Origin of the sequence: Frateuria sp. GZRR35, assembly GCF_051900415.1 — a bacterium.
GTDB lineage: Bacteria > Pseudomonadota > Gammaproteobacteria > Xanthomonadales > Rhodanobacteraceae > Frateuria_A.
Map to the genome: position 1 here is coordinate 79,502 of NZ_JBHZGL010000013.1, position 24,209 is coordinate 103,710.

The 24,209-nt window shown below is 68.8% G+C and carries 15 protein-coding genes; 2 read left to right on the forward strand and 13 right to left on the reverse strand.

From position 1 onward, the window contains the following. Window positions 1-196 precede the first annotated feature (196 nt). From ACFWZ3_RS14565 to ACFWZ3_RS14610, 10 genes are all read right to left on the reverse strand, one after another. Window positions 197-1,183, reverse strand: a complete 987-nt coding sequence (locus ACFWZ3_RS14565) for a malate dehydrogenase (protein WP_439708401.1) — start codon at window positions 1,181-1,183, stop codon at window positions 197-199. Window positions 1,184-1,243: 60 nt separating this feature from the next. Next, entirely contained in the window at window positions 1,244-2,443 is a 1,200-nt protein-coding gene (locus tag ACFWZ3_RS14570; RefSeq protein WP_439708402.1) for a pyridoxal phosphate-dependent aminotransferase, read from the reverse strand. Between the two features lie 344 nt (window positions 2,444-2,787). After that, complete coding sequence (locus ACFWZ3_RS14575) at window positions 2,788-3,297, reverse strand: peptidylprolyl isomerase (RefSeq protein ID WP_439708403.1); 510 nt, start codon at window positions 3,295-3,297, stop codon at window positions 2,788-2,790. A gap of 76 nt (window positions 3,298-3,373) precedes the next feature. Then, on the reverse strand, window positions 3,374-5,059 hold the full coding sequence (locus ACFWZ3_RS14580; RefSeq protein WP_439708404.1) for a trehalase family glycosidase: 1,686 nt from the start codon (window positions 5,057-5,059) through the stop codon (window positions 3,374-3,376). Continuing rightward, the gene (locus tag ACFWZ3_RS14585; protein ID WP_439708405.1) at window positions 5,056-6,135 is read right to left on the reverse strand and encodes an alpha/beta hydrolase; all 1,080 of its coding nucleotides are present in this window, start codon (window positions 6,133-6,135) and stop codon (window positions 5,056-5,058) included. Before ACFWZ3_RS14585 ends, ACFWZ3_RS14580 begins: the two co-directional genes overlap by 4 nt. Further along, on the reverse strand, window positions 6,132-8,429 hold the full coding sequence (locus ACFWZ3_RS14590; RefSeq protein WP_439708406.1) for a glycoside hydrolase family 65 protein: 2,298 nt from the start codon (window positions 8,427-8,429) through the stop codon (window positions 6,132-6,134). The genes ACFWZ3_RS14585 and ACFWZ3_RS14590 overlap by 4 nt, the downstream gene beginning before the upstream one ends. Window positions 8,430-8,509: 80 nt before the next feature. After that, on the reverse strand, window positions 8,510-10,765 hold the full coding sequence (locus ACFWZ3_RS14595) for a glycosyl hydrolase family 95 catalytic domain-containing protein (protein ID WP_439708407.1): 2,256 nt from the start codon (window positions 10,763-10,765) through the stop codon (window positions 8,510-8,512). A 78-nt stretch (window positions 10,766-10,843) separates the two neighbouring features. After that, window positions 10,844-13,426 carry a TonB-dependent receptor gene (locus ACFWZ3_RS14600; protein WP_439708408.1) on the reverse strand — a complete coding sequence of 861 codons (2,583 nt, stop codon included), beginning with the start codon at window positions 13,424-13,426 and terminating at the stop codon, window positions 10,844-10,846. Between the two features lie 191 nt (window positions 13,427-13,617). Beyond that, window positions 13,618-14,619, reverse strand: coding sequence for a LacI family DNA-binding transcriptional regulator (locus ACFWZ3_RS14605; protein WP_439708409.1), 1,002 nt, complete (start codon window positions 14,617-14,619; stop codon window positions 13,618-13,620). Between the two features lie 74 nt (window positions 14,620-14,693). Further along, on the reverse strand, window positions 14,694-16,526 hold the full coding sequence (locus ACFWZ3_RS14610) for a 3-hydroxybutyrate oligomer hydrolase family protein (RefSeq protein ID WP_439708410.1): 1,833 nt from the start codon (window positions 16,524-16,526) through the stop codon (window positions 14,694-14,696). A gap of 192 nt (window positions 16,527-16,718) precedes the next feature. Between ACFWZ3_RS14610 and ACFWZ3_RS14615 the strand changes: the two genes are divergently transcribed. Then, a complete protein-coding gene (locus ACFWZ3_RS14615; RefSeq protein WP_439708411.1) occupies window positions 16,719-17,378 on the forward strand; it encodes a response regulator transcription factor in 660 nt (219 codons plus the stop codon). Between the two features lie 197 nt (window positions 17,379-17,575). Here ACFWZ3_RS14615 and ACFWZ3_RS14620 read toward each other — a convergent pair whose 3' ends face one another. Beyond that, window positions 17,576-18,451 (reverse strand): pseudouridine synthase, encoded by an 876-nt coding sequence (locus ACFWZ3_RS14620; RefSeq protein WP_439708412.1) that lies wholly within the window; start codon window positions 18,449-18,451, stop codon window positions 17,576-17,578. A gap of 61 nt (window positions 18,452-18,512) precedes the next feature. Here ACFWZ3_RS14620 and ACFWZ3_RS14625 point away from each other — a divergent pair, with 61 nt between their 5' ends. Continuing rightward, window positions 18,513-19,067 (forward strand): YaeQ family protein, encoded by a 555-nt coding sequence (locus tag ACFWZ3_RS14625; protein ID WP_439708413.1) that lies wholly within the window; start codon window positions 18,513-18,515, stop codon window positions 19,065-19,067. 376 nt (window positions 19,068-19,443) lie between these two features. On the opposite strand, the gene ACFWZ3_RS14630 is transcribed toward ACFWZ3_RS14625, so the two are convergent. After that, complete coding sequence (locus ACFWZ3_RS14630; protein ID WP_439708414.1) at window positions 19,444-22,749, reverse strand: hybrid sensor histidine kinase/response regulator; 3,306 nt, start codon at window positions 22,747-22,749, stop codon at window positions 19,444-19,446. 362 nt (window positions 22,750-23,111) lie between these two features. Next, a complete protein-coding gene (locus tag ACFWZ3_RS14635) occupies window positions 23,112-24,137 on the reverse strand; it encodes an extracellular catalytic domain type 2 short-chain-length polyhydroxyalkanoate depolymerase (protein WP_439708415.1) in 1,026 nt (341 codons plus the stop codon). Window positions 24,138-24,209: the final 72 nt, after the last annotated feature.

The following is a 24,209-nucleotide window of genomic DNA, read 5'->3' on the forward strand; positions in this document are numbered from 1 at the left end:
GCCCTTACCCCAACCCTCTCCCCGGAGGGGAGAGGGGGCCGATCAGGCAACTGCGGGATGTCCGATTGCCCGAGACTTTGCTCCCTCTTCCCTCCGGGGAGAGGGCTGGGGTGAGGGGCCAAGGCTTGCGGGAGTCCCGGCAGAAGAAAAAAAGGGCGGCCCAAGGCCGCCCCTTTTCAAACCACATGAGGTGGCCTTACTTCTTCGCGAACAGATGCTCCACGCCACCGCGCTCCTCGCGCAGTTCCTTGTCGGTGGCATCCATGCGGCCACGCGAGAAATCGTTGATTTCCAGGCCCTGCACGATCGCGTACTTCCCATCCTTCACGGTGACCGGATAGCCATAGATCACCCCCGGCGCGATGCCGTAGGAACCGTCCGACGGGATGCCCATCGACACCCAGTTGCCCTCTTCGGTACCCAGCGCCCACGAGCGCATGTGGTCGATCGCGGCCGAGGCGGCCGAGGCGGCCGAGGAAGCACCGCGGGCCTTGATGATCGCCGCGCCGCGCTGCTGCACGGTCGGGATGAAGTCGTTCTCGTACCAGGCCTGGTCGACCAGCGAGAGCGCCGGCTTGCCGTCGACGGTGGCGTGGTGCAGGTCCGGGTACTGGGTCGAGCTGTGGTTGCCCCAGATGGTGACCTTCTTGATCTGGGTGGTGTGCTTGCCGGTCTTCTCGGCCAGCTGCGACAACGCGCGGTTGTGGTCCAGGCGCACCATCGCGGTGAAGCATTTCGGATCGAGGTCCGGCGCGTTCTGCTGGGCGATCAGCGCGTTGGTGTTGGCCGGGTTGCCGACCACCAGCACCCTCACGTCGCGCTTGGCGTGGTCGTTCAGCGCCTTGCCCTGCGGGCCGAAGATCGCGCCGTTGGCTTCCAGCAGGTCCTTGCGCTCCATGCCCGGGCCGCGCGGACGGGCGCCGACCAGCAGCGCGTAATCGACGTCCTTGAAGGCGACGTTGACGTCATCGGTCGCCACCACGCCGGCGAGGGTCGGGAACGCGCAGTCGTTGAGCTCCATCACCACGCCCTGCAGCGCGGGCAGCGCCGGGGTGATCTCCAGCAGGTGCAGGATCACCGGCTGGTCGGGACCCAGCATGTCGCCGGCGGCGATGCGGAACAGCAGCGCGTAGCCGATCTGGCCAGCGGCACCGGTGACGGCAACTCGAACGGGGGCTTTCATAAGTTTCTCCGGGAATCGGGAATGGAAAATCGGGAATCGGAAAAGCGGGCGATCCCGGGTTTACTGAAGTTCGGCGAAGAACTGCTGGATGCGTTCCAGGCCCGGCTGCAGCTGGGCCGTCGGGCAGGTGTAGGAAATACGCAGCGAATGCGGCTCGCCGAAGGCGGAGCCGGGCACGCAGGCCACGCCCTTGGCTTCCAGCAGGGCCGCGCAGACGTCCACGTCGCTGTTGATCGGCGTGCCGTTGTGCGACTTGCCGAAGGCGACGGAGATGTCAGGGAAGGCGTAGAACGCGCCCTGCGGACGCGGGCAGATCACGCCGGGAATCGCGCGCAACGCGGCAACCACGATGTCACGCTTCTGCGCGAACTCCGCACACCTGGCCTGCGGCACGTCCTGCGGGCCGCTGAAGGCGGCCACCGCGGCGGCGGTGATCACTTCCGGCACGCTGGTGATGTGGTTGGAGTTGAGCGTGGTCACCGCCTTGGCCACCGACTCGGGGCCGGCCAGCATGCCCACGCGCCAGCCCGGCATGCCGTAGGTCTTGGATACCGAATCGACGAACACCAGCCGCTCGCGCAGCTCCGGCCGGGCGAACACGAAGTTGTGGTAGCCGATTCCGTCGAACACCATCGAGTTGTAGATGTCGTCGGTGATGATCCAGGTGTCCGGATAGCGCACCAGCACGTCGGCCAGCGCGGCGATCTCCTCGCCCGTGTAGACCATGCCGGTCGGGTTGGACGGGTTGTTGAACAGGAACACCTTCGGCTTGCGCTTGAGCGCTTCCTCGAGCTGCGCCGGTGTGAGCTTGTAGTTCTGCGTCGACGGGCACGGCAGCACGTTGATCCTGGCGCCGACGATGTCCGCGATGTCGCGATAGGTCGTCCAGTACGGCGCGGCGAAGCAGATCTCCTCGCCCTCGTCCAGCAGCGCTTCGGCGAGGTTGTAGAGCACCTGCTTGGCGCCGATGCCGATCGAGAGGTTCATGCGGCCGTAGCCGCTGAAGCCGAGCGCCTCGATGTGCCTGAGGAAGGCGTCCAGCAACGGCTCGGCGCCGCGGTTGCTGCCGTACTGGCCGGAGTCTCGCTCAAGCGATTCGCGCGCCGCGGCGTAGACGTGCTCGCCGGGCAGGAAGTTGGGGACGCCGATCGAGAAGCTGATGATGTCCCTGCCCTGCGCCTTCAACTGCTTGGCCTTCTCGGCGATGACCATGATCGCGCTGGGCTTGGCGCGGCCGACACGCTGGGCGAGCTGGGGCATGGCTTCCTCGGGGGGTGTGGGTGAGGTAACCGGCGGATTTTAGCACGCGGCCGGGAAGCTCCCTCTCCCTTGGGGGCAGCACCAGGAAACGAGGTTTGGTTCCGGGCATACGGACCGGGCGGGGATGGGATGGCTTGCCGCCCTGAGGGCGGGCGCCGGCCCGGCGTGTAGGAGCGCACTTGGGCGCGACCGCGTGGCCCGATCGCACATGGCGGTCGCGCCCAAGGGCGCTCCTACAAGGGACGTTGCGTCCGCCTCGGAGAGCCCCAGGGGAGTGGCCCAGGTGACTGGCCTTCCTCTCCCCGACTGTGTCGAGGAGAGGATCCAGATCAGGCGAAGAGGGCTCAACCGCGCTGGTCGAGCTTCTCGTTCCAGTCCTTGATGCGATCGGCTTGCGCGGCCATCAGCGCGTCGACGTCGCCTTCGACGGCCACCCGTTCGATCGTGTCGCCCTGGCGGATCGCATTGACGACCTTCTGGTCGTCCCCGCTGACCACTTCGCCGAATACGCTGTGCTTGCCATCCAGCCACGGGGTCGGGCCGTGGGTGATGAAGAACTGGCTGCCGTTGGTGTGCGGGCCGGCGTTGGCCATGGACAGCACGCCCGGCTTGTCGTGGCGCAGCGAGGGGTGGAACTCGTCCTCGAACTTGTAGCCCGGGCCGCCGGTGCCAGTGCCCAGCGGGCAGCCGCCCTGGATCATGAAGTCGTTGATGACGCGGTGGAACGACAGGCCGTCGTAGTAGCCGCGGCGGGCCAGGTTAACGAAGCTGGCGACCGTGACCGGCGCCTTGTCTTCGTGCAGGCGCAGGTGGATCGGACCGCGGTTGGTCTCGAAGGTGACGTTGATGGTCATGGGCAAACCCTTGGGACGTGAGCGAAAGGCCGGCAAGAATAACGCAGCCGCCGGCCGTCGCCCGTGAACTACCGTTTCAATGCACCGCGGGCACCTGTGTGCTCTGCGCGGCGGCGGGCGCCTGCGCGGGCGCGCCCTGCAGCAACTGATGCAGTTTCAGGTACACCGCGTTGGTCCAGCCGAAGCCGATCACATTCGTCGTGTACCCGGCGGTGATCTTTACGTCCGCGTTGCCCAGCACCATGTTGTATTTCTCGCGGATGGTGCCGTCGTGGGCGAAGCCGGTTTCCACGGTGCCCATGAACTTGCGCGCGAGGCGCTGCGCATCGTCGTGGAAGCCGTAGGCGTCCAGGCCGGAGATCGCCAGCCAGTTGGTCGGCGCCCAGCCGAACGGCTCATCCCATTGCGCACCGCTGCTGAGGTTGTCCATCGACAGCCCGCCCTTGCGCTCGAATACGGGCAGGTGCCTGTCCAGCGCGGTGGCCTGCGCCTTGGAGGCGAGCCCCGCCCAGAGCGGCCAGTAGGTAGTGACGTAGGGTTGCTCCGAGGTCTTGCCGCGGATGAAGTCGTAGTCCATGAACATGCCGCGCTTGTCGTTCCACAGGTACTTGCCCATGGCCGCCTTCCGCTTCGCTGCGGCATCCGCCCACTGCTGCGCTTCGGCCACCTTGCCCAGCTGCAGCGCGAGGTCATGCAGATCGCGCTCGTAGCGGTAAAGCAGGCTGTTCAAGCCCACGCCGGCGTAGTGGTGAGTGGTGCCGCCGTAGGGGCCGAAGTGGAAGTTGGTGTCGAAGCCGGACTCACGCATGGCGCGGTCGCCCAGGTAGTAGTCGGCGCTCAGCCGGTAGCCACTGGCCCAGGCACCGGCGCAGACGGTTGAGGCTTCGATGTCGCAACTGCTGGCTTTCAGCTTTGCCATCTCGGCGGCATCCGGATGCTCGGACGCTTTCACCAGGTAGCCGGGATCTCGCTGCGGATGCGCCAGCACCCAGCCGATCACGCCACGGTAGTACTCGCTGCCGTGCATCTCCGGCACCGGCCCCTGGCCAAGGTCGAAATAGCGCGCCAGGCCGGTGTCGCCGGCGCGGTGCTCGGCTCGCGTCCAGATGTGGTAGTTCGCGACGACCAGCGGATAGGCGTGTGCCAGCCAGGCATGCCGTTCGGCCTCGTCCTTGAAGGCCTTCGGCGCGGCCAGCACGTCGGACACCATGCGGCTCAGGAACGGCGGCTGCGAGCGGGTCAGGTAGTAGGTGCGGTTGGCGTTGAGCACGCCGCCGTAGTGCTCGACCTCGAACAGCATGTTGTCGGTCATGTCGCGCGCCAGATCGTCGCGGTGGTCGGCGAGCAGACCCAGCTGGATGAAGTAGCTGTCCCAGCCGTACATCTCGTTGAACTGGCCGCCGGGCACTACGTAGGGCCGGGGCAGGTAGAGCAGGCCTTCGGCCGGAAGCTCCGAGGGCATCAGGTCGCCGAGCCGCTCGATGCGCTTGGGTAGCGTGCGTACCTCCACCTTGCAGCGTTTGGCGATGTCATCGATGCCGGCGGGCTTGTCCAGGTCGGCGGGCAGGTAGAGCACCGGGCGCGCGTCCATCTTCGGATCGTGCAGCGCCGAGCAATCGTCCAGCGAGCGCGTGAGGGTGTCCCAGGCCTTGTGGATGTAGGCCTGCGTCTTCGCCGGACTGGGCGTGGCGGCGCTGGCCGCGGTGGAGAGGACCAGCGCCGTGGCGCCGAGCAGGGAGACGATCCGCGGACGGGTCTTCATGGATGGGCTTCCTCTTGCGGTGGGGCGAGGTGGCGCTCGAAGAACGCCACGATGGTGCGGTAGGCCTGCTCCGATTCGGGCAGCTCGGGATCGGAGAAGAACGAATGCCACATGCCTTCCCAGACGTGCAACTCGGCGTCGACACCCGCCTGCGCCAGCAGCGCGTGGCTGTGGACGACGGAGCTCATCGCCATGTCGCGCGTGCCGGTGATCAGCAGGGTCGGCGGGAAGTGTTTCAGCAGCGCGGGCGACAGGCCCGGCTGCACCATCGGGTCGCGCGCATCGATGCCGTGGAAGTACGGCAGCGTGGCGAGGTCCAGCGGCTCGTCCGGTACGCCCTGCCCGTTGAGCAGCGGGCCCACGTAGGCCGAGTCACCGGCGATGGTCACCAACGAGCCGCAGAAGGTGCCGATCGCGCCCGGCACCGGCAGCTTGTCCGCGATGAAGCGCGCCACCGCCTCGCCGGCCAGGATGCCGCCGGCGGAGCAGCCATAGATGCCGATCTCGCCGGGCCGATGGCTCTCCAGCAACTTGCGATAGACCGCCTCGACATCCTCGCTGGCGGCCGGGAACGTGTGCTCCGGCCCCTGGCGATAGTCCAGCGTGATCACCTCGATGCGGCCGAGGCTGGCAATCGGAATCGCCTCGACCAGCCCACCGCTGCCCGCACCCCAGAGGAAAGCGCCACCGTGCAGGTTGATCAGCACGCGATGGCGGTTGACCGGGCTCACGCCCTGCGCCGGCAGCACCACGTCGGCACCCACGCCGGCGATGGTTTCGTGGCGCACGGTGACCGGATAGAGCTTGCGCATGCGCGCGGCGCGGTCGCTGTTGAGGCGATCGTAAAAGCGGCGGCTCTGCTCGATCGGGGCGCTGAGCGGTGGCGCCTGCGCGCCCGCGGCAAGCATCTTCGGAAAGAACGCGCGCGCCTGCGGCGAGGCGAAGCGCGAATACGGGATCGCCACCGAGGCGGCAGTCACCGTGCCATCGGGTTTGATCCCGGCCTGGCCACTGGCCAGGGCCGTGGCGGCGCACAGGCAGGCCAGCAGGATGGACATCAGGGTGCGCGATTTCATGGCCCCTCCTGCGCGGGTCGCCGCGTGAGCACGGCGCGACCGTCGCGGCCGCGGCTCACGGTGATGTCGTAGTACGCGCCACGCAAGGCTACGTGCGTGAGCGTGAAGGCGTACCACGTAGGCGGCAGCACCGGCGGATAGGCTTCGACCAGGCCGTCCGGTTGCAGGCGTAGCCCGGTGAAGCCGTACTCGATGGTCTGCAGCAGGCCGCCGGCGGCGGTGACGAAGTAGCCGGTGTTGTTGTTCGGCGTCTCGGTGCGCACGTTGAACGGCGGCTGCATCACGCCCGCGTGGCGGTTGCGCTGGAACCAGGCATTGGCTTCCGCGGCGTCGCCCAGCGTGGCGGCGTAGATCGCCATCGGCGCCAGGCCCATGCTGTTCGGATCGCGGCGCGACTGGGTGATCGGCGCCATCGCGTAGTCGTAGTCGCGCCGGCGCACGCCCGGCTCCATCGGCAGGTCGAGCGAGGGATAAGCCAGCATCGGCAGCGAACTGCCGCCCCAGGAATCGATGTCGTGCGGCACAGACGGATCGAAGTCCAGATGGTGGCCCGCCTTCGCATCGAACGGTACGTAGAGCGTGTCCGCGACCTCCGCCCAGCGTGGGTCGGCCGGGTCGCCCAGCACATCGGCGGCCTGCGCCGCCAGTTGCAGGGCCTTGCGCGCCGAGACGTTGGTGAAGGTGTCGTTCGGTACGTCGTTGTAGTCCTCGTCCACCGAGGTGACGTGCGCGATCTCGTAGCGCTTGCGTTCGGGCACCCAGGTCGCGCGGCTGGTCCAGAAGTCCGCCACCGCACGGATCACCGGCCAGCCGTGCTCGCGCAGCCAGCCCTTGTCGCCGCTAGCCAGCCAGTACTGCCACTGCGCAATGGCCACGTCGGCGTTGACGTGGATCTCGCGCTCGCCCAGCACGTAGGCGAAGTGCGGCGTCTGTTCGGTGCCGTGCTGCGGATCGGACTCCCACGGATACATCGCCCCGCGCAGTCTGCGCTCCCGGGCGCGGGCTTCGGCGGCAGGCAGCGTGCGGCTGCGGAAGTCGACCAGCGAGCGGGCGCGCTCCGGATGCAACAGCAGTAAGGCCGGAAACACCCAGGTGTCGTTGTCCCAGAACACGTGCCCGGCATAGCCCGGCGTCAACCCACACGCACCGCTCGGCCAGGCGGTACCGGGCGTGACGTTGGACAAGAGGTAGTAGAGGTCCGAATGCACCATGCGCTGGGACTCGGGATCACCTTCGATGCGGATGTCCGAGCGCCACAGGTCGTGCCAGGCGGCAACGTGGTCCGCGCGCAGGCGCGCGAAGCCGTCCGTGCGGGCCTGTCGGGCAAGCGCCAGATCCGCCTTCGCGTTGCCGCCCCAGCCTTCGCGCGACAGCGCCACGAACTTGGCGAAGGAGTAGGTACGGCCCTTGCGCAGCTTCGCCTTGAGCTCGAGGGAAAACCGCCACGGGCTACGGTAGACGCGCGCATCGCTCGGCACGAGGCCATCGGGTAAGGCTACGGCGACCGCCTCGGCCATCGCCAAGCCCTGTTCGGCGCGCCCGTCCAGTGACAGGGTCAGTGCCTTGGCGTCCCCGTGCGCGTCGAGCACGTGGGTGTCGCCGTGGTACCACAGCGGCGCGCGATCGGGGGTCGCCGGCGGGATCGCCTGCAGCTTGAGGTTGTTGGCCGCCACGGCCTCCTGCATCTGCTCGCCGCTGAGGCGGGCCAGCGCAAAGCGCGGCTGGTGCGGCGCCCACAGCGCCAGCGGGAAGGACAGCTCCACCTCGCCGTCGAACTCCGGCGTGATCGACAGTTGCGTGGCCGCCAGGTGCGGCGAGGCCTGGCTGACCAGCGAGACGACCTCGATGCGCGTGGCGCGGCCGTGGTCGACGTAGCGGTAGCGCGTGGTAAGCGTGCCGTCGTGCAGGTCGAGCACCTGTCGGTAATCGCCGAACACGGCCGGATCGAGCGCGACCTGGTTGAGCCAGAAATGGCCCGCCGCCGAGTTGCCTGTGCTGTAGTCGACGCCGCTCCATCCGGGTATCGCCGCAGGGCGAGAAATGTCGCCCTTGGCGTAGTCCATGAAGGCGACCATGTAGGCCAGGTTGTCCTCGGTGCCGCGCGGGGCGCTGAGCGTGGCGACAAAGCCGTTGCCCAGCTGGGTGGGAAAGTAGCTCTGGAAGTCGCGCGCGGTGGCGGTGAGCAGGAAGCTCGGGTCGGTGGCGGCGGCCGGCGCGGAGAGCGCGAGCGCGGTGCAGGCGATCAGCCATAGCAGCCATAGGGCGAAGCCCTCGAGCGATCCCCGGCCGGCCAATAACATTCCTGTAGGAGCGCCCTTGGGCGCGACCCGGATATCCCGGTCGCGCCCAAGGGCGCTCCTACAGGGTTCCGGCCTCACGGCAAGGCCTCGCGCACCAGCTTCGCCTCGCCATCGGCGCCGCGTTCGACGTGGACGTCAAACCGCTGCCCGCGGAAGTGCACACCCTTGAGGGTCAGCCCGTTCCAGCCCGGCGGAAGCACCGGCGCGTACTTCTCGCTCAGGCCCTCCTCGTCGATGCGCAGGCCGGTGAGGCCGTAGAGCATGCTCTGCACGAAGCCCGCCGACGTCGCGAGGATGTAGCCGGCGTTGTTGGCCGCCGTCTCGGTACGCACGTTGAACGGCGGCTTGAGGAACCCGACCAGGTTGCGGTCGATCCAGGCGCCTGCGGCCCTGGCATCGCCCAGTTCCGCGGCACCGACGGCCAGCATCACCATCATCATCTCGTTGGGATCGTCGCCGTGGCTCTTGAGCGCATCGAGCTGGAACTGGAAGTCGTTGCGCCGCACCTGCGTCGACATCGGCAGGTCAAGGTTCGGATACATCAGCCAGGCCAGCGAGGAGCCCATCCAGGTGATCTTGTCGTGCGGCACCGACTTGTCGAAGTCCAGATGGCGCTGGCCGGCCGCATCGAAGGGGATGTACATCTTCGAGGCTATCTCGCTCCAGCGCGGATCGGCCTTCGCGCCGACCACGCCCGCGGCCTTCACGGCGATGTCCAACGCCTTGCGCGCGGCGGCGTTGGTGAACGAGTCGTTCGGCACGTCGTTGTAGGCCTCGTCGGGCGAGGTGACGTGATGGATCTCGTAGCGGTCGTGCGCCTTGTCGTAGGTGACGCGGCTGGTCCAGAAGGTGGCGATGCCTTCCAGTACCGGCCAGGCGTGGGTCTTCAGCCAGGCCTTGTCACCGGTCGCGAGGTAGTACTGCCACTGCGCGATGGCGATGTCGGCGTTGACGTGCACCTCGCGGTAGACCTCCCAGGCGAAGTGCGGCGTGACGTCCACGCCGGTCTGCGGATCGGCCTCCCACGGGTACATGGTGCCTTCGACGCCGTACTGGCGGGCGCGGGCGCGCGCCGGCTCCGTGGTGCGGTCGCGGAACATCACGATGGGCTTGGCACGCTCCGGATGCAGCAGCAACAGCGCGGGGAACACCCACGAGTCGCTGTCCCAGAACGCGTGGCCCGCGTAGTTGGGCGTCAGCGCGCAGGCGCCCATCGGCCAGGCGGTGCCGACGGTGCTGTTGGACAGCAGGTAGTAGAGGTCCGAGTGCACCGCCTTCTGCACCGCCGGGTTGCCGTCGATGACGATGTCCGACTGCCAAAGCGCATGCCAGGCGGCCTGGTGGTCGGCGAGCAGGCGCTCGAAACCGGTGGTGCGCGCGGCGCTCGCCAGCGCCAGCACGTCCTGGTCCTCGCCCCAGCCCTCGCGCGAGAGCGCCAGGTACTTGGTGAAGACATAGCGCCGCCCCTTGTGCAGCGTGGCGGTGATCTCCAGCGACAGCCGGGTCGGCGTCCGCTCGAGCTTGACCGCATCCGGCGAGAGCCCTTCTGGTAGTCCGATCGCGGCCGCCTCGGCCATGCCGAGCCCGTGTTGCGCCCTGCCCTTCAGCGCGAGCGTCAGCGCCTTGGCGTCGCCGTCGGCGGAAAGCACCTGCGTGTAGCCCGGATACCAGACCGGCGCGCGATCGGGCGTGGGTACCGGCTTGTTGTCCAGCGTCTGCCCGCTGGCGATCACCGCGGAGATCATCTCCTCGCCGCCCATGCTGGCGATCGGGAAGCGCGGCTGGTGCTCGGACCACAACCGCAGCGGGAAGCTGAGCTGCACCGGCCCGTCGAACCGGGGCGTGATCGCGATCTGCGTGGCCGCCAGGTGCGGCGAGGCCTGGCTGACGAAGGTGGTGACCTGGACATCGCTGGCCTTGTTGGCGTAGGCGAAGCGATAGCGCGTGGTCAGCGTGGCGCCCTGCATGTCCAGGGTCTGCGCGTAGCCCTGGAAGATGCCCGCATCCAGCCGCGTGCGGTTGAGCCAGCCGCCGCCCGGGTTGTAGTCGATCTCGCTCCAGCCGGGGATCGCCGCGGGACGGGAAATATCCCCCGGCTTGTAATCCATGAACGCGACCATGTACGCGGCGTTCGGCTCGGTGCCGCGCGGCGAGGTCATGGTGGAGAAATAGCCGTTGGCCAGGTAGCTCGGGAAGTAGCTGCCGAAATCCCGGGCCGTGGCGGTGAACAGGAAACTCGGATCGGTGGCGGCGAGCACCGGCGTGGTGCTCGCCGCCGCGATGCAGAACGAGGCCCGGAACAACAGGGCAAGCAGGCGACCGGATTTCATCGCGCCTCCGTCGTGAGGTCGAAAAAAGATGCCTGCACCCCGCCATCGGGCGCGGGGTGCAGGCAATCCGGGGTTGCTTCAGAACAGGTACTTGACCTGCAGGTTGACCTCGCGGCCTTCCAGCGGACGGGCCAGGATCACGCCGGTGGTACCCGCGGCCGAGCCGAAGATGCGCGAGTTGCTCTCGGTCAGGCCCAGCTCGTTGGTCATGTTGGTGCCCTGCAGCCGCACCTGCCAGCTCTGCTGGATGTTGGCGACCACGCCGAAGTCCCAGGTGTGGTAACTGCCCAACTGCTGCAGGCCGGAAATGTCCTGCGTATGCGGGCCGACGTGGGTAAAGGTGACGAAGGCAAGGATGTCACCCCAACCGAACGGCATCCTGTAGCTGGGCGTGAACATGTAGCGCACCTTCGGCTGGCGCTGCAGTTGCACGCCATTGATGAACGCGCAGCCGTCGCCGGCGACCGGGTTGGTATAGGGCAGGCATGAGCGGTTGTGCGAGTAGTGGCCGTCCAGGTAATTGCCGACCAGCTGGAACTTCAGGTTCTCGGTCGGGCTCCAGGCGGTATTGACGTTGATGCCCTTGGAATCGGAACCGTAGGTGCTCTGCGGACCGTTGGGTACGCCAGCAGCGTCGGTGGGCTGGTACAGAAGACCGATGAACTGGCGGTGGTAGGCGCTCAGGTCGAGGAACCACTGCTCGCTCTGGTATTTGAAGCCGCCCTCGAAGTTCTGGATCTTCTGCATCGGTGCGGTATTGCCAGTGGTGTTGCCGCGGATGCCGTTGTCGAAGTCGTCGAAGTGCCCGCCCTGGTTGGCGCGGAAATACACGCTCATGTTGTCGGCAAGCTCGTAGTTCACGCCGAAGGTCCACGACGGATGCGTCTTGTCGTAGCGCGTACGCGCGAATGTGCCGTCGCACACCGGCACGGCGTTGTTGTAGAGCGTGTACGGGTTGCCGTCGGTGTCGATCACACCGTTGACGGGGTTGCCGTCGGCGTCGACGCGCCCGTCGCTCTGGAAGTTGCACACGTTGTTGGTGGCGTCCTGGTTCTCGATGCGGCCGGAGAGGTCGATCAGCCACTTGCCCATGCGCCAGATGTCGGACAGGTAGAACGCCTTGTTGGTCGCGCTGCCGTGCTGGGCGATGTTGAAGCCGCCGTTGTCCAGGAAGCCCTGGCCGTCGGTCAGGTAGTAGGTCTGGCCGCCATCGGCGTAGGTGACGGTAATGGGCCGCGCATTGGGGGTATTGGTCATCAGCATCTGGTTGCCCAGCGCCCACTCGTCATCCATGGTGTAGTGCGCCAGGTAGACGCCCGCGGTGAGCGTGTTGCCTTCGAAGATTTCCTTGCTGAGCCGGAAGTCGTTGCTGATGTTTTTCAGGTGCTTGTGGATGAACCACCAGCCCTGGTGGATCACGCTCTGGTTGGGATCCACCGCGCCGCCGCCGACATAGCTGGCGGTGGCCGAGCCGGGCGCGAGGTTGAACGCGCCGATCTGGCTCTGGTCGGTGTAGAGCATGTCGTTGAGGCTGCCCGGGTTGGTGCCGGAGAACAGCGCGTTGGTGTCGGCGTCGCCGCCGTCGATCAGGAACTTGTCCGAGATGCTCCAGCCGTTGCCCAGGTCGTAATCGAAGTTGCCGCCGAAGAAGCCGAACTGCGCACCGCGCCCGTTGGCGAGGTTCGCGTCGCGACCGCCACCGGGATAGCCGTCCAGGAACACGTGCTGGATGGCCGGGCCGTTGTAGGTGTCCGTGAGCGGGTCGAAGCCGGGATAGGCGCTGAAGTGGTCCGTCCCGCTCTGCAATAGCGGGATCGGCGTGATGAACTGGTTGCGGTCGTTGAGGTAGCGCGCGTACAGCATCATCGTGCCGTTGTCGCTGTCGTGGGTGAACGTTCCGGTGAGCTGGCCACCCTTGTCCGCCGCGAATCCCGGATCACGCACGCCGTCGGAGTCGCGGTAGAAGCCGCCGATGCTGCCGTAGGTGTCCTTGCCCAGCGGGAATCCGAAGAAACCGTCGATGCGCTTGAGGTTCTCGCTGCCGTAGGTGACCCCGACGCTGCCCGAGGGCACCTCCGTGCCCTGCTTGAGAATGAAGTTTTCGCTGGCGCCGATCTGGCCGTCGGCAAACACCACCGACGGGCCGCCCTGGATGATTTCCGCGCGATCGACGGTGTCGTCGAGCCGGAAGATGGACGTCTGTTCGAAGAACGACAGCGTGGGCATGCCATAGAGCGGCGAACCCATCAGCTGCACCGTGTTGAACGGTGCGTCGCCGCCGCCGGGAAAGCCGGCGATCTCGATGTTGGCGCCGGTCTGGCCGCCGGTGGATTCGGGCCATAGGCCCGGGGCGATCTTCAACAGGTCCGCCGTGCTCTTGGGGTTGGCCATGCGGATCTGCTCGGCGGTGGCCGTGGTCACCGTGTAGCTGGTATCGATCTTCTTCAGGCCGCCAGTGGCGGTGTTGCCGGTGACCACCACCTGTTCGAGGCTCTTGGCATTGGCGGCGCTGGGCGCCTGTGCCTTGGATTTGGCCGGTTGCGTGGTGTTCGACTGCGGCGTGGTGTCCTGCGCCGCGTCGTCGTTCTGCGCCAGCGCAAGGCCGGGCATCAGGCAGGCGGCAATCGCCGCGGATAAGGCCAGTCGCACGTGCTTGTTCATCAGCTTCGCTCCCCGCATAAGTGATGTTCAGACGGCCTGGGACCGCGCGTGCAGCCCTGCCGCTCCGCCTACTTGCGCCCACTTGTGTGCCTTGCGCCTGCGCATCTTTTGCGCAGGCCCGGGCATGTTTGCCCTGCTTTGACAGCGCTGTCAATTTGCCGTGCAACAAATTTCTTACACGCACCTTTCCTTCACGCCGCCGGCGCGGTCGACTCGCGCAGCTCCAGCGAAAACGCGGCCTGGACCATGGCTCCGGGTCGTCCGCGCAGGGTGTCGAGCAACTGCAGCGCGGCAATGCGGCCCATCTCGCGACTGGGCTGGTGGATGGTGGTGAGCGTGGGCCAGATCTGGCGTGCGATCGGGGTATCGTCGAAGCCGCAGACCGAAACGTCCCCGGGCACCGCCAGGCCGTGCTCGCCGGCGGCCCAGATCACGCCGGCGGCCATGTCGTCGTTGGCCGCGAACACCGCGGTGGGGCCATGCGGCAACGAAAACAGCCGGCGCGCCGCAGCCACGCCGCTGCCGAAAGAGAAATCCCCAGCCACTTCCAGTTCCGGGTCGCGCGGCAGTCCGGCGGCCGCCAGCGCCTGGCGATAGCCGGCCAGGCGCCACTGGCTGGCGCCGTGGTCCGGATGACCGATCACGTGCGCGATCCGCCGATGCCCCAGTTCGAGCAGTCTCGCCATCATACGGCGCGCCGCTTCCGGCTCGTCGATGAAGGCGCCAATGCTACCCGTATGGTCGATCGGCGAGATGCTCGCGTACAGCACGCGCCGCTCCCGCAACCGCTGCAGCAGCGCGGGGTGATCGGTGATCGGCGGAGTCAGCACAAGGCCGTCGGGGCGGTGGTGCGTTATCAGCCGGTCGACGCGCTCGAGGAAGTCCGCCTGCTCCATGTGCAGCGGGCGCACCATCATGCTGTAGTGGTGCAGGTCGCAGGCTTCCAGCACGCCGGCCTGGATCTCGGTGAGGTAATTGGCCGAAGGGTTGTCGTACAGCATGGCGACCAGGAAGGAGCGGTTGCTCGCCAGGCTGCGCGCCGGCTGATGCGGGCGATAGTCCATCGCCGCCATCGCCGCGAGCACCTTCTCGCGCGTGGGGGCACGCACGTTCGCTTCGTCGTTGAGCACGCGGGAGACGGTCTTGGGCGATACCCCCGCGGCGCGTGCCACATCTTCCAGGCGTACCCGCATGGTGCGTCCCGCATCGACTGCTGGTGGCGGTCGACTATGCGTGTTGCGTCCGCCTTGCACAAGCGCGGTCGCGGCTACTCCAGGTCGAGCGTTGCCTTCGTGAGCGCCTGCGTGCCGCGCGGATGTCCGGCCGGGGTGCGGATGTCGGCCGGCCACGTCGCGTCGGCTGCCAGGTGCGCCCACAGCCGGTCGAGCGCGGCGTAGCCATAGGGCAACAGCGGCAGGTGGCGCTCGCCGAAGCCGGGCAGCGGCAGGAACGCATCGAAGTGCTGCGCGTGCGGCACTTTCCAGTACAGCGGGTGCCGGCCCTCCGCGCGCAACCAGGCGATGTAGGGCTCGGAGGTAAAGGCGGTCGGCAGCAGGCCGTCGTCGGCGCCGTGCACGACCCACAGTGGCAGGTCCGCGCGCGGCAGGCGGGCGGCGGTCGCCTCGATGCCGGTGTGCAGCGCGCGCGAGATGGCGTCGTCGCCGGTCCAGAGGGCGCGCAAACACTGCTCGCCGACCAGTGTGGGGTCGGTCGAGCGGTTGACGCCGCCGAACAGGCCGATGCCGTTGCCGGGCGGGATGCCGCCGCTGTCCGACCACCACGCGGCGCGCGTCGCGGCATCGGCCACGCCGGGTGTACCGTCGGCTTTCGTCGCGGCGTAATGGAAGCCGCAGGGCATGTTCGCCGGGCCGCGGCGCAGGTACGCCGAGGCATAGCCGGCACTGATCGCGCGCCACAGGTCGAACGCGGTAGAGGTGGCCGCGACCTGCATGGCCGCGTCGGTCCAGCCGGCGCTGCGCAGGTGTTCGTACGCTTCGGCCGCCTGGGCCGCGGGCGTGTCGGCCTTGATGAGCCCTTGCGCATGCAGGCTGGCGCAACGCTGCGCCCAACCCTGGGTCGTCGGCGCGCGGGCGAACGGCACGGCATCGAAGCGCGCGCCGCTCAGCGCGCACGGCAGCCAGATCGCCGCCTCGGTGGCGTAGTCGTAGAGCTGGCGGCCCTGCCCCGCCAGTTGCACGTTCGGCTCCAGCGCGACCACGCCGTCCAGCAGATGCCCGTCGTCGAGGCCCGCGGCCTGCAGCACCGCGCCGCCGCCGTTGGACAGGCCGGTGGCGATGATGCGCGTGTTCTGTGGCGTGAACGGCGCCAGGTCGGGATAGGCGCGGTCGAGCATGGCCAGTCCGAAGCGGGCCGCCTGCAACACGTGGCGGCCCCAGTCCGCTTCCGGATTGTCGCCCGAGTGCAGGTGCTTGACCGCGATGCCGGCGCCGGCAGGCAGCGGCGGCGGGGTGAACTCCAGCGGTGCCGTGCCGCGCTTCGCGCGCCGGCCGTCCAGCGTGACGCCGCTGTCGTCGGCGTAGTCGAAGAAGCCGGTACCCGCGCCCTTGTCGGTGTAGGCCACCGCGCAACCCTTCGGCAGGCCCCAGGCGCCAGCCAGCGCGATCGCGCCGTAGATGCCGCGCGAGCCGGACGAGGCGGTGACGACCAGGCAACGCCTGGCCTTGTCGAAATGGTCGGGCGCCTGCAGCAGCACGCGGTGGGGCTGGTGCGCACCGGGGATCCACGCGAACGCCTGGTACTCGCGCCCGGGCACGCTCGGCACGCCACCGTAGACCTGCCCGTACCCACCCAGCGGGCCAAGGTCGGCGATACCCTTCCAGCTCATCTGGATCGCGCGGCGGCGCAGTTCGCCGGCGGTGGGGTTCGCCGGATCGGCGAACGGCACCGGCGCACCGGCCAGTCCCGCCAGGCCAAGACCGGCGCTGAGCAGGTCGTCACGGTCGCGATGGGTGGTCACGCGCACCTCGCCGGGGACGAAGTCGATTGATGGCATGGCAGGCTCCATCGCCGCGGCGTGGGCGGCACCGCCGGCCAGGGCCGGCACCAGCAACAGGGTCAGGCGCTTGAGCAACGCGTTCATCCTGAGCACCTTAGCAAGCGTGCACGCGGCCGCCATGGTACGAAAGTCCATGCCGGCACCGATCCTGTAGGAGCGCCTGTGCGCGACCGCGGACCACCAGCTCACCATGGGCATCCTGCTTGCGTCACCTTCGCGGTCGCGCACAGTGCGTTCAGCTCGACGCCAAGGCGCCAGCCCGCTACTTTCACCGCCATGCCTTCCCTGCTGATCGCCGACGACCACCCGCTGTTCCGCGCCGCGCTGCGCCAGGCGGCGCTCGCCTGCGTCGCCGATGGCCAGGTGAACGAAGCGGCGGACCTCGCCGACGCCCTGGCCGCGCTCACCGCAGCGCCTGACACCGACCTTGTGCTGCTGGACCTGCACATGCCCGGCAGCCAGGGCCTGTCCGGCCTGGCCGCGCTGCGTGGCCAGCATCCGGGCGTGGCGGTGCTGGTGGTTTCGGCGCACGACGAGCCGCGCACCGTGCGCCGCGTGCTCGACCACGGCGCGGCCGGCTTCATCCCCAAGAGCGCCAGCCCCGCGCAGATCGGCGAGGCGATCCGCACCGTGCTCGATTGCGGTACCTGGGTTCCTCCGGAACTGGCCAGGGCCGTCGACGCACTCGCGCCCGACCCGCAGGACACCGACCTCGCCGCCCGGCTGGCGCGCCTGACCGAACAGCAGTACCGCGTGCTGGCGCTGATCGGCGAGGGCCTGCTCAACAAGCAGATCGCCGATCGCCTGGCGATCCAGGAGCGCACGGTCAAGGCGCACGTGACGGCGATCTTCGAGAAGCTCGGCGTGCGCAACCGCACGCAGGCCGGCTTGCTGCTGCGCTCGCTGGACCTCGGCGAGCCGGCGCGGGTGTCGTAGGCGGTTCGAGGCAAGGCTTCCCCCATCCGCCTGTCGGCACCTTCCCCCGCGCAGCGGGGGAAGGCTCGCTGGCTACGCTGCGGGAAACCGGTCTTGCCGCTTCGCGCGGGAAGGATCACTGGTCACGCTGCGGGAAACCCGTCCTTCCCCCGTTCGCGGGGGAAGGTGCCCGGAGGGCGGATGGGGGAAGCCTTGCCTCAGCCCCACCCCAGCGACACCGCGCTGCGGAACTCCCGCGGATGTCCGCTCAGCGGATCGACGAACGCCAGCCCGCACGCCAGCAACTGCAGTGGCCGACTGAAATCGTCTTCTGCCTGCTCCTGCAGCACCGGATAGAAACGGTCGTTGGAAATCGGCGCGCCGAGCGCGGCCATGTGCACGCGCAGCTGATGCTTGCGTCCGGTATGCGGTTCCAGCGCATAGCGCCACAGCGACGGCCCGCGTTCGATCACGTCCACGCGCGTCTCGCTGTTGGCCTCACCCTCCACCTCACCCATTCGGAAGAACGGATCGCCCGACTCCAGCCGCGACCGGCGCACATGCGGAAACGAAAGCTGCGGCAACGGCCCGGCCAACGCTTCGTATCGCTTGGCGATGCGCCGCTCGCGGAACAGCGCCAGGTACGCATCGCGCGTCGCCGGCTGCGCCGAGAACAACACCAGCCCGGCGGTATCGCGATCGAGCCTGTGCAACGGCACCAGCGCCGGATTGCCCAGCCGCTCGATGACCCGCGCCAGCAACGTCTGCTGCACGTAGCCGCCGCCCGGGATCACCGGCAGGAAGTGCGGCTTGTCGACCACCACAAGATGCTCGTCCGCGTGCAGCACCACCACCTCGCCGGGGATGGCCGGCTCGCTCGCGACCTCGCGGAAGTAGCGCAGTTTCATGCCCGCGCGGAAGGGGGTGTGCTCATCGATCGGCCGGTCGTGGGCATCGAGCACGCGGCCTCGGCGCACGCGGTCCAGCCACCGTTCGCGGTCGATGCGCGGGAAGCAGGCACACAGGCCCTCGAGCGCAGTCGCCCAGTCGCCTTGAGGCAGGTGCACGGTGCTGGGCGCGGTGGCGTGGATCATCCGGCCAGCTTAGCGCCCGCCGAGGCGTACAATGACCGATTGACCCGCACCAGGCACGACCATGGCCCTCAACGCCACCATCCACAAGGCCGAGCTGTCGATCAGCGACATGGACCGGCACTACTACGCCACCCACGCGCTGACCCTCGCACGCCACCCTTCCGAGACCGAGGAACGGCTGATGGTGCGCCTGCTCGCCTTCGCGTTGCACGCGGACGAGCGGCTGGAGTTCGGCAAGGGCCTGAGCGACGAGGACGAGCCCGCGCTGTGGCGGCGCGCGTACACCGACGAAGTCGAACAGTGGATCGAGCTCGGCCAGCCGGACGAGGCGCGCATCCGCAAGGCCTGCGGCCGGGCGCGCCAGGTCGTGGTGGTCAACTACGGCGGACGCGTCGCCGACATCTGGTGGGACAAGGTGGGCGTTTCGCTCTCGCGCAACGACAATCTCACGGTGCTCGACATCGACGAGGCTACCGTGGGCGAGCTCACCGCCCTGTGCGAACGCGGCATGCGGCTGCAGTGCCTGATCCAGGATGGCGAGCTGCAGCTGATCAGCGGCGACACGACCCTGGCGATCCGACCGCGCGCCCGCATGGGCGAATACGCCGCCGCCTGACGCCCGACCTCCGCATGTAGGAGCGCACCTGTGCGCGACCGCATGCATAACCGTGCCCCGCGGTCGCGCACAGGTGCGCTCCTACATCAGCGCGGCCACCGCCCAGCAACTACCGCAACGACAGCGTTTTGCGGCCTGTAGAGCACGGATTCCCGCATCGTTGTAGGAGCGCACCCTGTGCGCGACCGCCATGCACAACCGTGCCCTGCGGTCGCGCACAGGTGCGCTCCTACATCAGCACGGCCAACGCCCAGCAACTACCGCAACGACGTTGAGCGGCCTGTAGGGCACGCGGATTCCCGCATCGTTGTAGGAGCGCACCCTGTGCGCGACCGCCATGCACGACCGTGCCCCGCGGTCGCGCACAGGTGCGCTCCTACGCGCGCACGGCTGCTGCCACCCGCTGCAGCAGTTGCCGCAGGGCCAGCGGCTTGAGCGGTTTGTAGAGCACGCCGATTCCTGCATCGATCAGCCGCTGGCGCAACTCGCCGTCACGGTCGGCGGTGAGCATCACCGTCGGCACGTCCGGGTGGCGTCCGCTCAGTTCGCGCCACACGTCCCAGCCGGTGCGCCCGGCGTCGAGGTGGTAATCGAGGATGTGCAAGTCGGGCTGCCACGGCGCGGCCAGCGCCTGCGCGGCATCGCGCGCGGCATGTACCTGCCAACCCCAACCGGTGAGCAGCGCACTGAGCGCCGCGAGCGCGGCCGGTTCGTTGTCCAGCACCAGCGCACGCCCGGCCGGCAGCGGTTGCGGCGGGGCCATGACGGCCGGCAGGCTGGCCGGCCGCCGCGCCAGCGGCACGCCCAGGTCGAACACACTGCCCTCGCCCGGCCACGAGCGCAGGCCCAGTGGATGCCCCAGCAGCCCGGCCATGCGGCGGGCGATCGACAGGCCAAGCCCCAGCCCCTGCCCGCCGGCGGCGCTGCCACGCCGGAACTCCTGGAAGATCATCGCCCGCTCCTCCGGCGCGATGCCCGGCCCGGTGTCCCACACCTCCACGCGCAACTGCGGGCCGCATCGACGCACGCCCAGCAGCACGCGGCCACGCTCGGCATAGCGCAGCGCGTTGGACAGGAAGTTTTGCAGCACGCGACGGAGCAACTGCGGATCGGAATGCACCCAGGCGCGCGTGCCGACCACGTCCAGACGCACGCCGCGGTCGTGGGCGATGGCGCGGAACTCGGCAGCCAGCGGGTCGAGCACCTCGGCCAGCGCGAACACGCGCGGCTGGGGCTGCAGGCGCCCGCCTTCGAGCCGCGCGATATCGAGCAGGCCGGCGAGCAGGCCTTCCGTCGCCGCAAGCGCGCCGTTGAGGTTGGCCGCGGTCGCTGCGTCGGCGCCGTGTTCGGTCAGTGTGTGGGCGAACAATTGCGCCGCGTGCAGCGGCTGCATCAGGTCATGGGTGACGGCCGCCAGGAAGCGGCTCTTCGCCTCGTTGGCCCGTTGCGCCTCGGCGCTGGCGGCGGCCAGGGCACGGGTGCGCTCCTCCACGCGAAGTTCCAGCGTCTCGTTGACCTTCTTCAGCGCTTCCTCGGCGCGGCGAAAGGCGGTGACGTCGGTGAACGTGGCGACGAAGCCGCCGCCCGGCATCGGGTTGCCGCGGATCTCGACGATGGTGCCGTCGGGAAAGCGTCGCTCGGAGAGGTGCCGCGTACCGGCCTGCATGTGGGTGAGCCGACGCTGCACCCGCGTTTCCACGTCGCCCTCGCCGATCAGGCCCTCGCCGATGATGAAGCGCGTCAGGTCGGCGACCGGGCGTCCCACCTGCAGCATGTCCTGCGGGTACTGGAACAGCCGCGCGTAGCAACGGTTCCAGGCGACGACGCGCAGCTCCGCATCGACCACGCAGATGCCCTGGCTCATGTTCTCCAGCGCCGCCTCCAGTACGCGCTGGTTGAAGCGCAGGTCCTGGGTGGCCTCGCCCACGATCGCCGCGACCGTATCCAGTTGCGCACGGCCCTGCTTATGCACCACCTCCAGCAGAAGTCGCGCCGAGGCCGCGCCGATCACCGCAGCCAGCTCATGTTCCACTGCATCCACGCGCGCATGCCCCGCGGCGCCCTGTGCCGGGGCCGAGGCGAACAGGTGAGCGACGCGATCGGGCGGCAGGAAGCGTTCGGCCAGCGCACGCAGTTCGGCCACGCCTACATCGCCGACGCCGGCCACGCGCGTGGCCTGGCCGAAGCGCGATTGCGCCACCAGCCACATCACCGCCACGTTCGCCGCCAGGCTCAGCACCACGGCGCGCCCCAGCTGGCTCCAGTCGCCCAGGCCGAGCAAACGCCCGGGCGACAGCCAGGCGATGCCGAACGGGCCGTGCCGCAATGCCGCCGGCATCGCCGGCCACAGCGAAGGCAGCACCACGTAGAGCCATACCAGCGTCCCGCAGGCCAGTCCCGCGGTGACTGCGCGCGGTCCCACCTGCGGCCGGTAGACCGCGGCGAGCAACGCCGGCGCCAGACCGGCCAGCGCCGAGAACGAGATCGCCCCGATGTCGGCCAGCGCCTCGTGGCTGGCCAGCACACGGCTGTAGCCCCAGGCCAGCAGGATCACCACCACGATCGCCACGCGGCGCTGGTTGATCACTTCGCCGCGCAGGTCACCGCGCTCGTCGCGGCCCCAGCCGGCGCGTACGCGCAGCGGGGCGATGAAGTGGTTGACGATCATCAGGCTGAGCGCCAGCGTCGCGACCACCACCATGCTGGTGGCGGCGCTCAGGCCGCCGAGGAACGCCACCAGCGCCAGAGCGTGCTGCTCGCGCGCCAGCGGCAGGGCGAGCACGTAAAGGTCTGACGGCACGCCGCTGGGCCCGAGCCAGGCGTCGCCGAGCTTCGCCAGCGGCAGGATCGGCAGCGCGATCAGCAGCATGTACAGCGGAAACAGCCAGCGCGCGGTGCGCAGGTGACTGCCGTCGCGACACTCGACCACGCCGGCATGGAACTGGTGCGGCAGGGTGAACATGGCCAGCGCGCCGAGCAGGATCAGCGCGGGAAACCCGTTGGCTTCGTGCGGCACAGCCACCGGCGGCGGCAGGCCGGCCGGCAACGGCGTGAACAGCAGCGTGCCCAGCGCCAACATCGCGCCGAGCTTGAACAGCGACTCGAACGCCATCGCCAGCACCAGTCCGCGGTTGTGCGCCGTGGTGCTGGCGCGGCGAGTGCCGAACAGCATCGCGAACAGCGCCATCAGCAGCGCGATGTAGAGCGCGCTGTCCTGCCACGGCTCGGATTCGGCCAGTTGCCCGTGGCTGAGCAGCATGTAGCTCATTGCCACGGCCTTGAGCTGAAGCGCGATGTAGGGAACGATCCCCAGCACCACCACCGCGGTGACCAGCGCCGCCAGCCCGGAGTGGCGACCCAGCCGCACCGCGATCAGGTCGGCCAGCGAGCCGGCGTTGTACTCGCGTGCCAGCTCCACCAGCCGCCGCAGCACGGCGATCGCCAGCAGGTACATCAGGATCGCGCCGACGAAGGTCGGCGGCAGCCACCAGCCCGAGCGGCTGGCCTGGGTCACCGTGCCGTAGAAGGTCCAGGAGGTGCAGTGGATCGCCAGCGACAACGCGTAGACGATCGCCCAGCGTTTCTCGAACAACCGCGGGCGGCGCTCGCCGAGCAGTGCGACGCCGAACAGCAGGCCGAGCCAGCACGCGGCGGCGAGGGCGATCAGGGTGGGGCTGGGCATCGAATCACACGCCGCGCGATGTGCTGCCTCTCCCCTGCGGGGAGAGGGTCGGAGTGAGGGGCCGGGGCTTGCGGGAAAGGATGGTCATCCCTTGTAGGAGCGCACCTGTGCGCGACCGGGATGCATGGCGGTCGCGCAAAGGATGCGCCTCCACGGCAGGTCGCTCGTACATCGAGTGGCTCACGGAAACCTCCTGTAGGAGCGCACCTGTGCGCGACCGGGATGCCTGGCGGTCGCGCACAGGTGCGCTCCTACAAGGGGTCGCAGGCACGTGGGGTCGCAGGCACGAGGTTGGGGTTCGGGCCACTCCCTGCCCCTCTCCCCCATCTTTGAACAGGGACGGGGAAAGGGAACACAGCAGGTCATCGGGTGGTGGGAGGAAGCCCCAACGCCCGCACGGCATCGACCAGCCAGCGCAGCTGCACGCCCTGGCGCGTGTCGTAATCGGCTCCGGAGTATCCCCACCAGTCCCAGCATGCCTGCGGATTCAAGGGCGCGAAGCTCGCGCGTGCCTGAGGGTACAGCACGGCCATGTCGTAGGCGTCGGCCCAGCGATTGAAGCCGGCGTCGCGCACGAACGCCTCGCCCACCGCCTCGGCGTTCTGCTTGCAGCCGTGCAGCACGACCAGCAAGCCGCAGGGTTTGCCGGCGGCGCAGGCAGGCGGCAGGTAGAGGTAGCCCTGGTCGGCGAGGAAGGCGTCCTGGCCGCCCGGGCGCAACGCGTCCTGGTCGAACGTACGCAGCTCGCCGCGCGGCGCGGCCACGGCATGCGCCGGCTTGCCGAACAGTTCCGCGACGATCGCGCCCGCGGCATCGAAACCGCAGTGGCCCAGGAACGGCGACACCGACTTGCCGCAGTCATCGCCCTTCCCCGTCACTGGCAGGTTGTGCGCGAAGGCGCGTCCGCCGTCGTCGTGCACCTGCATGCCCTTCAGGCCCGGCACGCCGTCACGCAGCGCTTCATAGAAGCGTGCACCGGCCTCGGCCACCGACGGCGCGACCATGGCGTCGTCCCTGCCATGCAGCAGGTACACGTGCGCGTCAGCGAGATCGGCAAGCTCGCCGATGCGTCCTTCGGCCGACTGCTTGCGCGCGCGGGCGACCAGCGCACCCACGTCCGGCGCCGGCGTTCCCTTCATGCAACTGCCGAGCGCGGTGGCGAGCTGCCCGCCGGCGCAGCCGTAGGGGCCGCCAGCGACGAGGGCGGCGCCATGGAAGATTTCGGGGTAGGCGATCTGCGCCTGGGTGGCCATGTAGGCACCGGAGGAGAGGCCGGCGACGGCGACGCGCGCCGGGTCGAGCTTGAGCTTTGGCAGCGACGGGGCATCGCCGGCATGGGCGAGCGCGCTGGCGAAGAGGAGGGCCAGCAGGCCGAGGGTCTTGCGCATGTCGATCTCCAGCGCGGATTTCTTTGCAGGAGCGCACCCTCTGCGCGACCGGGTGGATGGCGGTCGCGCACA

Coding starts and splice junctions, on each gene's coding strand:
- ACFWZ3_RS14615 (WP_439708411.1), top strand. CDS start 16,719: ATGCCTTCCCTGCTGATCGCCGACGACCACCCGCTGTTCCGCGCCGCG.
- ACFWZ3_RS14605 (WP_439708409.1), bottom strand. CDS start 14,619: ATGCGGGTACGCCTGGAAGATGTGGCACGCGCCGCGGGGGTATCGCCC.
- ACFWZ3_RS14585 (WP_439708405.1), bottom strand. CDS start 6,135: ATGAAATCGCGCACCCTGATGTCCATCCTGCTGGCCTGCCTGTGCGCC.
- ACFWZ3_RS14625 (WP_439708413.1), top strand. CDS start 18,513: ATGGCCCTCAACGCCACCATCCACAAGGCCGAGCTGTCGATCAGCGAC.
- ACFWZ3_RS14610 (WP_439708410.1), bottom strand. CDS start 16,526: ATGAACGCGTTGCTCAAGCGCCTGACCCTGTTGCTGGTGCCGGCCCTG.
- ACFWZ3_RS14565 (WP_439708401.1), bottom strand. CDS start 1,183: ATGAAAGCCCCCGTTCGAGTTGCCGTCACCGGTGCCGCTGGCCAGATC.
- ACFWZ3_RS14620 (WP_439708412.1), bottom strand. CDS start 18,451: ATGATCCACGCCACCGCGCCCAGCACCGTGCACCTGCCTCAAGGCGAC.
- ACFWZ3_RS14595 (WP_439708407.1), bottom strand. CDS start 10,765: ATGAAATCCGGTCGCCTGCTTGCCCTGTTGTTCCGGGCCTCGTTCTGC.
- ACFWZ3_RS14570 (WP_439708402.1), bottom strand. CDS start 2,443: ATGCCCCAGCTCGCCCAGCGTGTCGGCCGCGCCAAGCCCAGCGCGATC.
- ACFWZ3_RS14635 (WP_439708415.1), bottom strand. CDS start 24,137: ATGCGCAAGACCCTCGGCCTGCTGGCCCTCCTCTTCGCCAGCGCGCTC.
- ACFWZ3_RS14630 (WP_439708414.1), bottom strand. CDS start 22,749: ATGCCCAGCCCCACCCTGATCGCCCTCGCCGCCGCGTGCTGGCTCGGC.
- ACFWZ3_RS14600 (WP_439708408.1), bottom strand. CDS start 13,426: ATGAACAAGCACGTGCGACTGGCCTTATCCGCGGCGATTGCCGCCTGC.
- ACFWZ3_RS14575 (WP_439708403.1), bottom strand. CDS start 3,297: ATGACCATCAACGTCACCTTCGAGACCAACCGCGGTCCGATCCACCTG.
- ACFWZ3_RS14580 (WP_439708404.1), bottom strand. CDS start 5,059: ATGAAGACCCGTCCGCGGATCGTCTCCCTGCTCGGCGCCACGGCGCTG.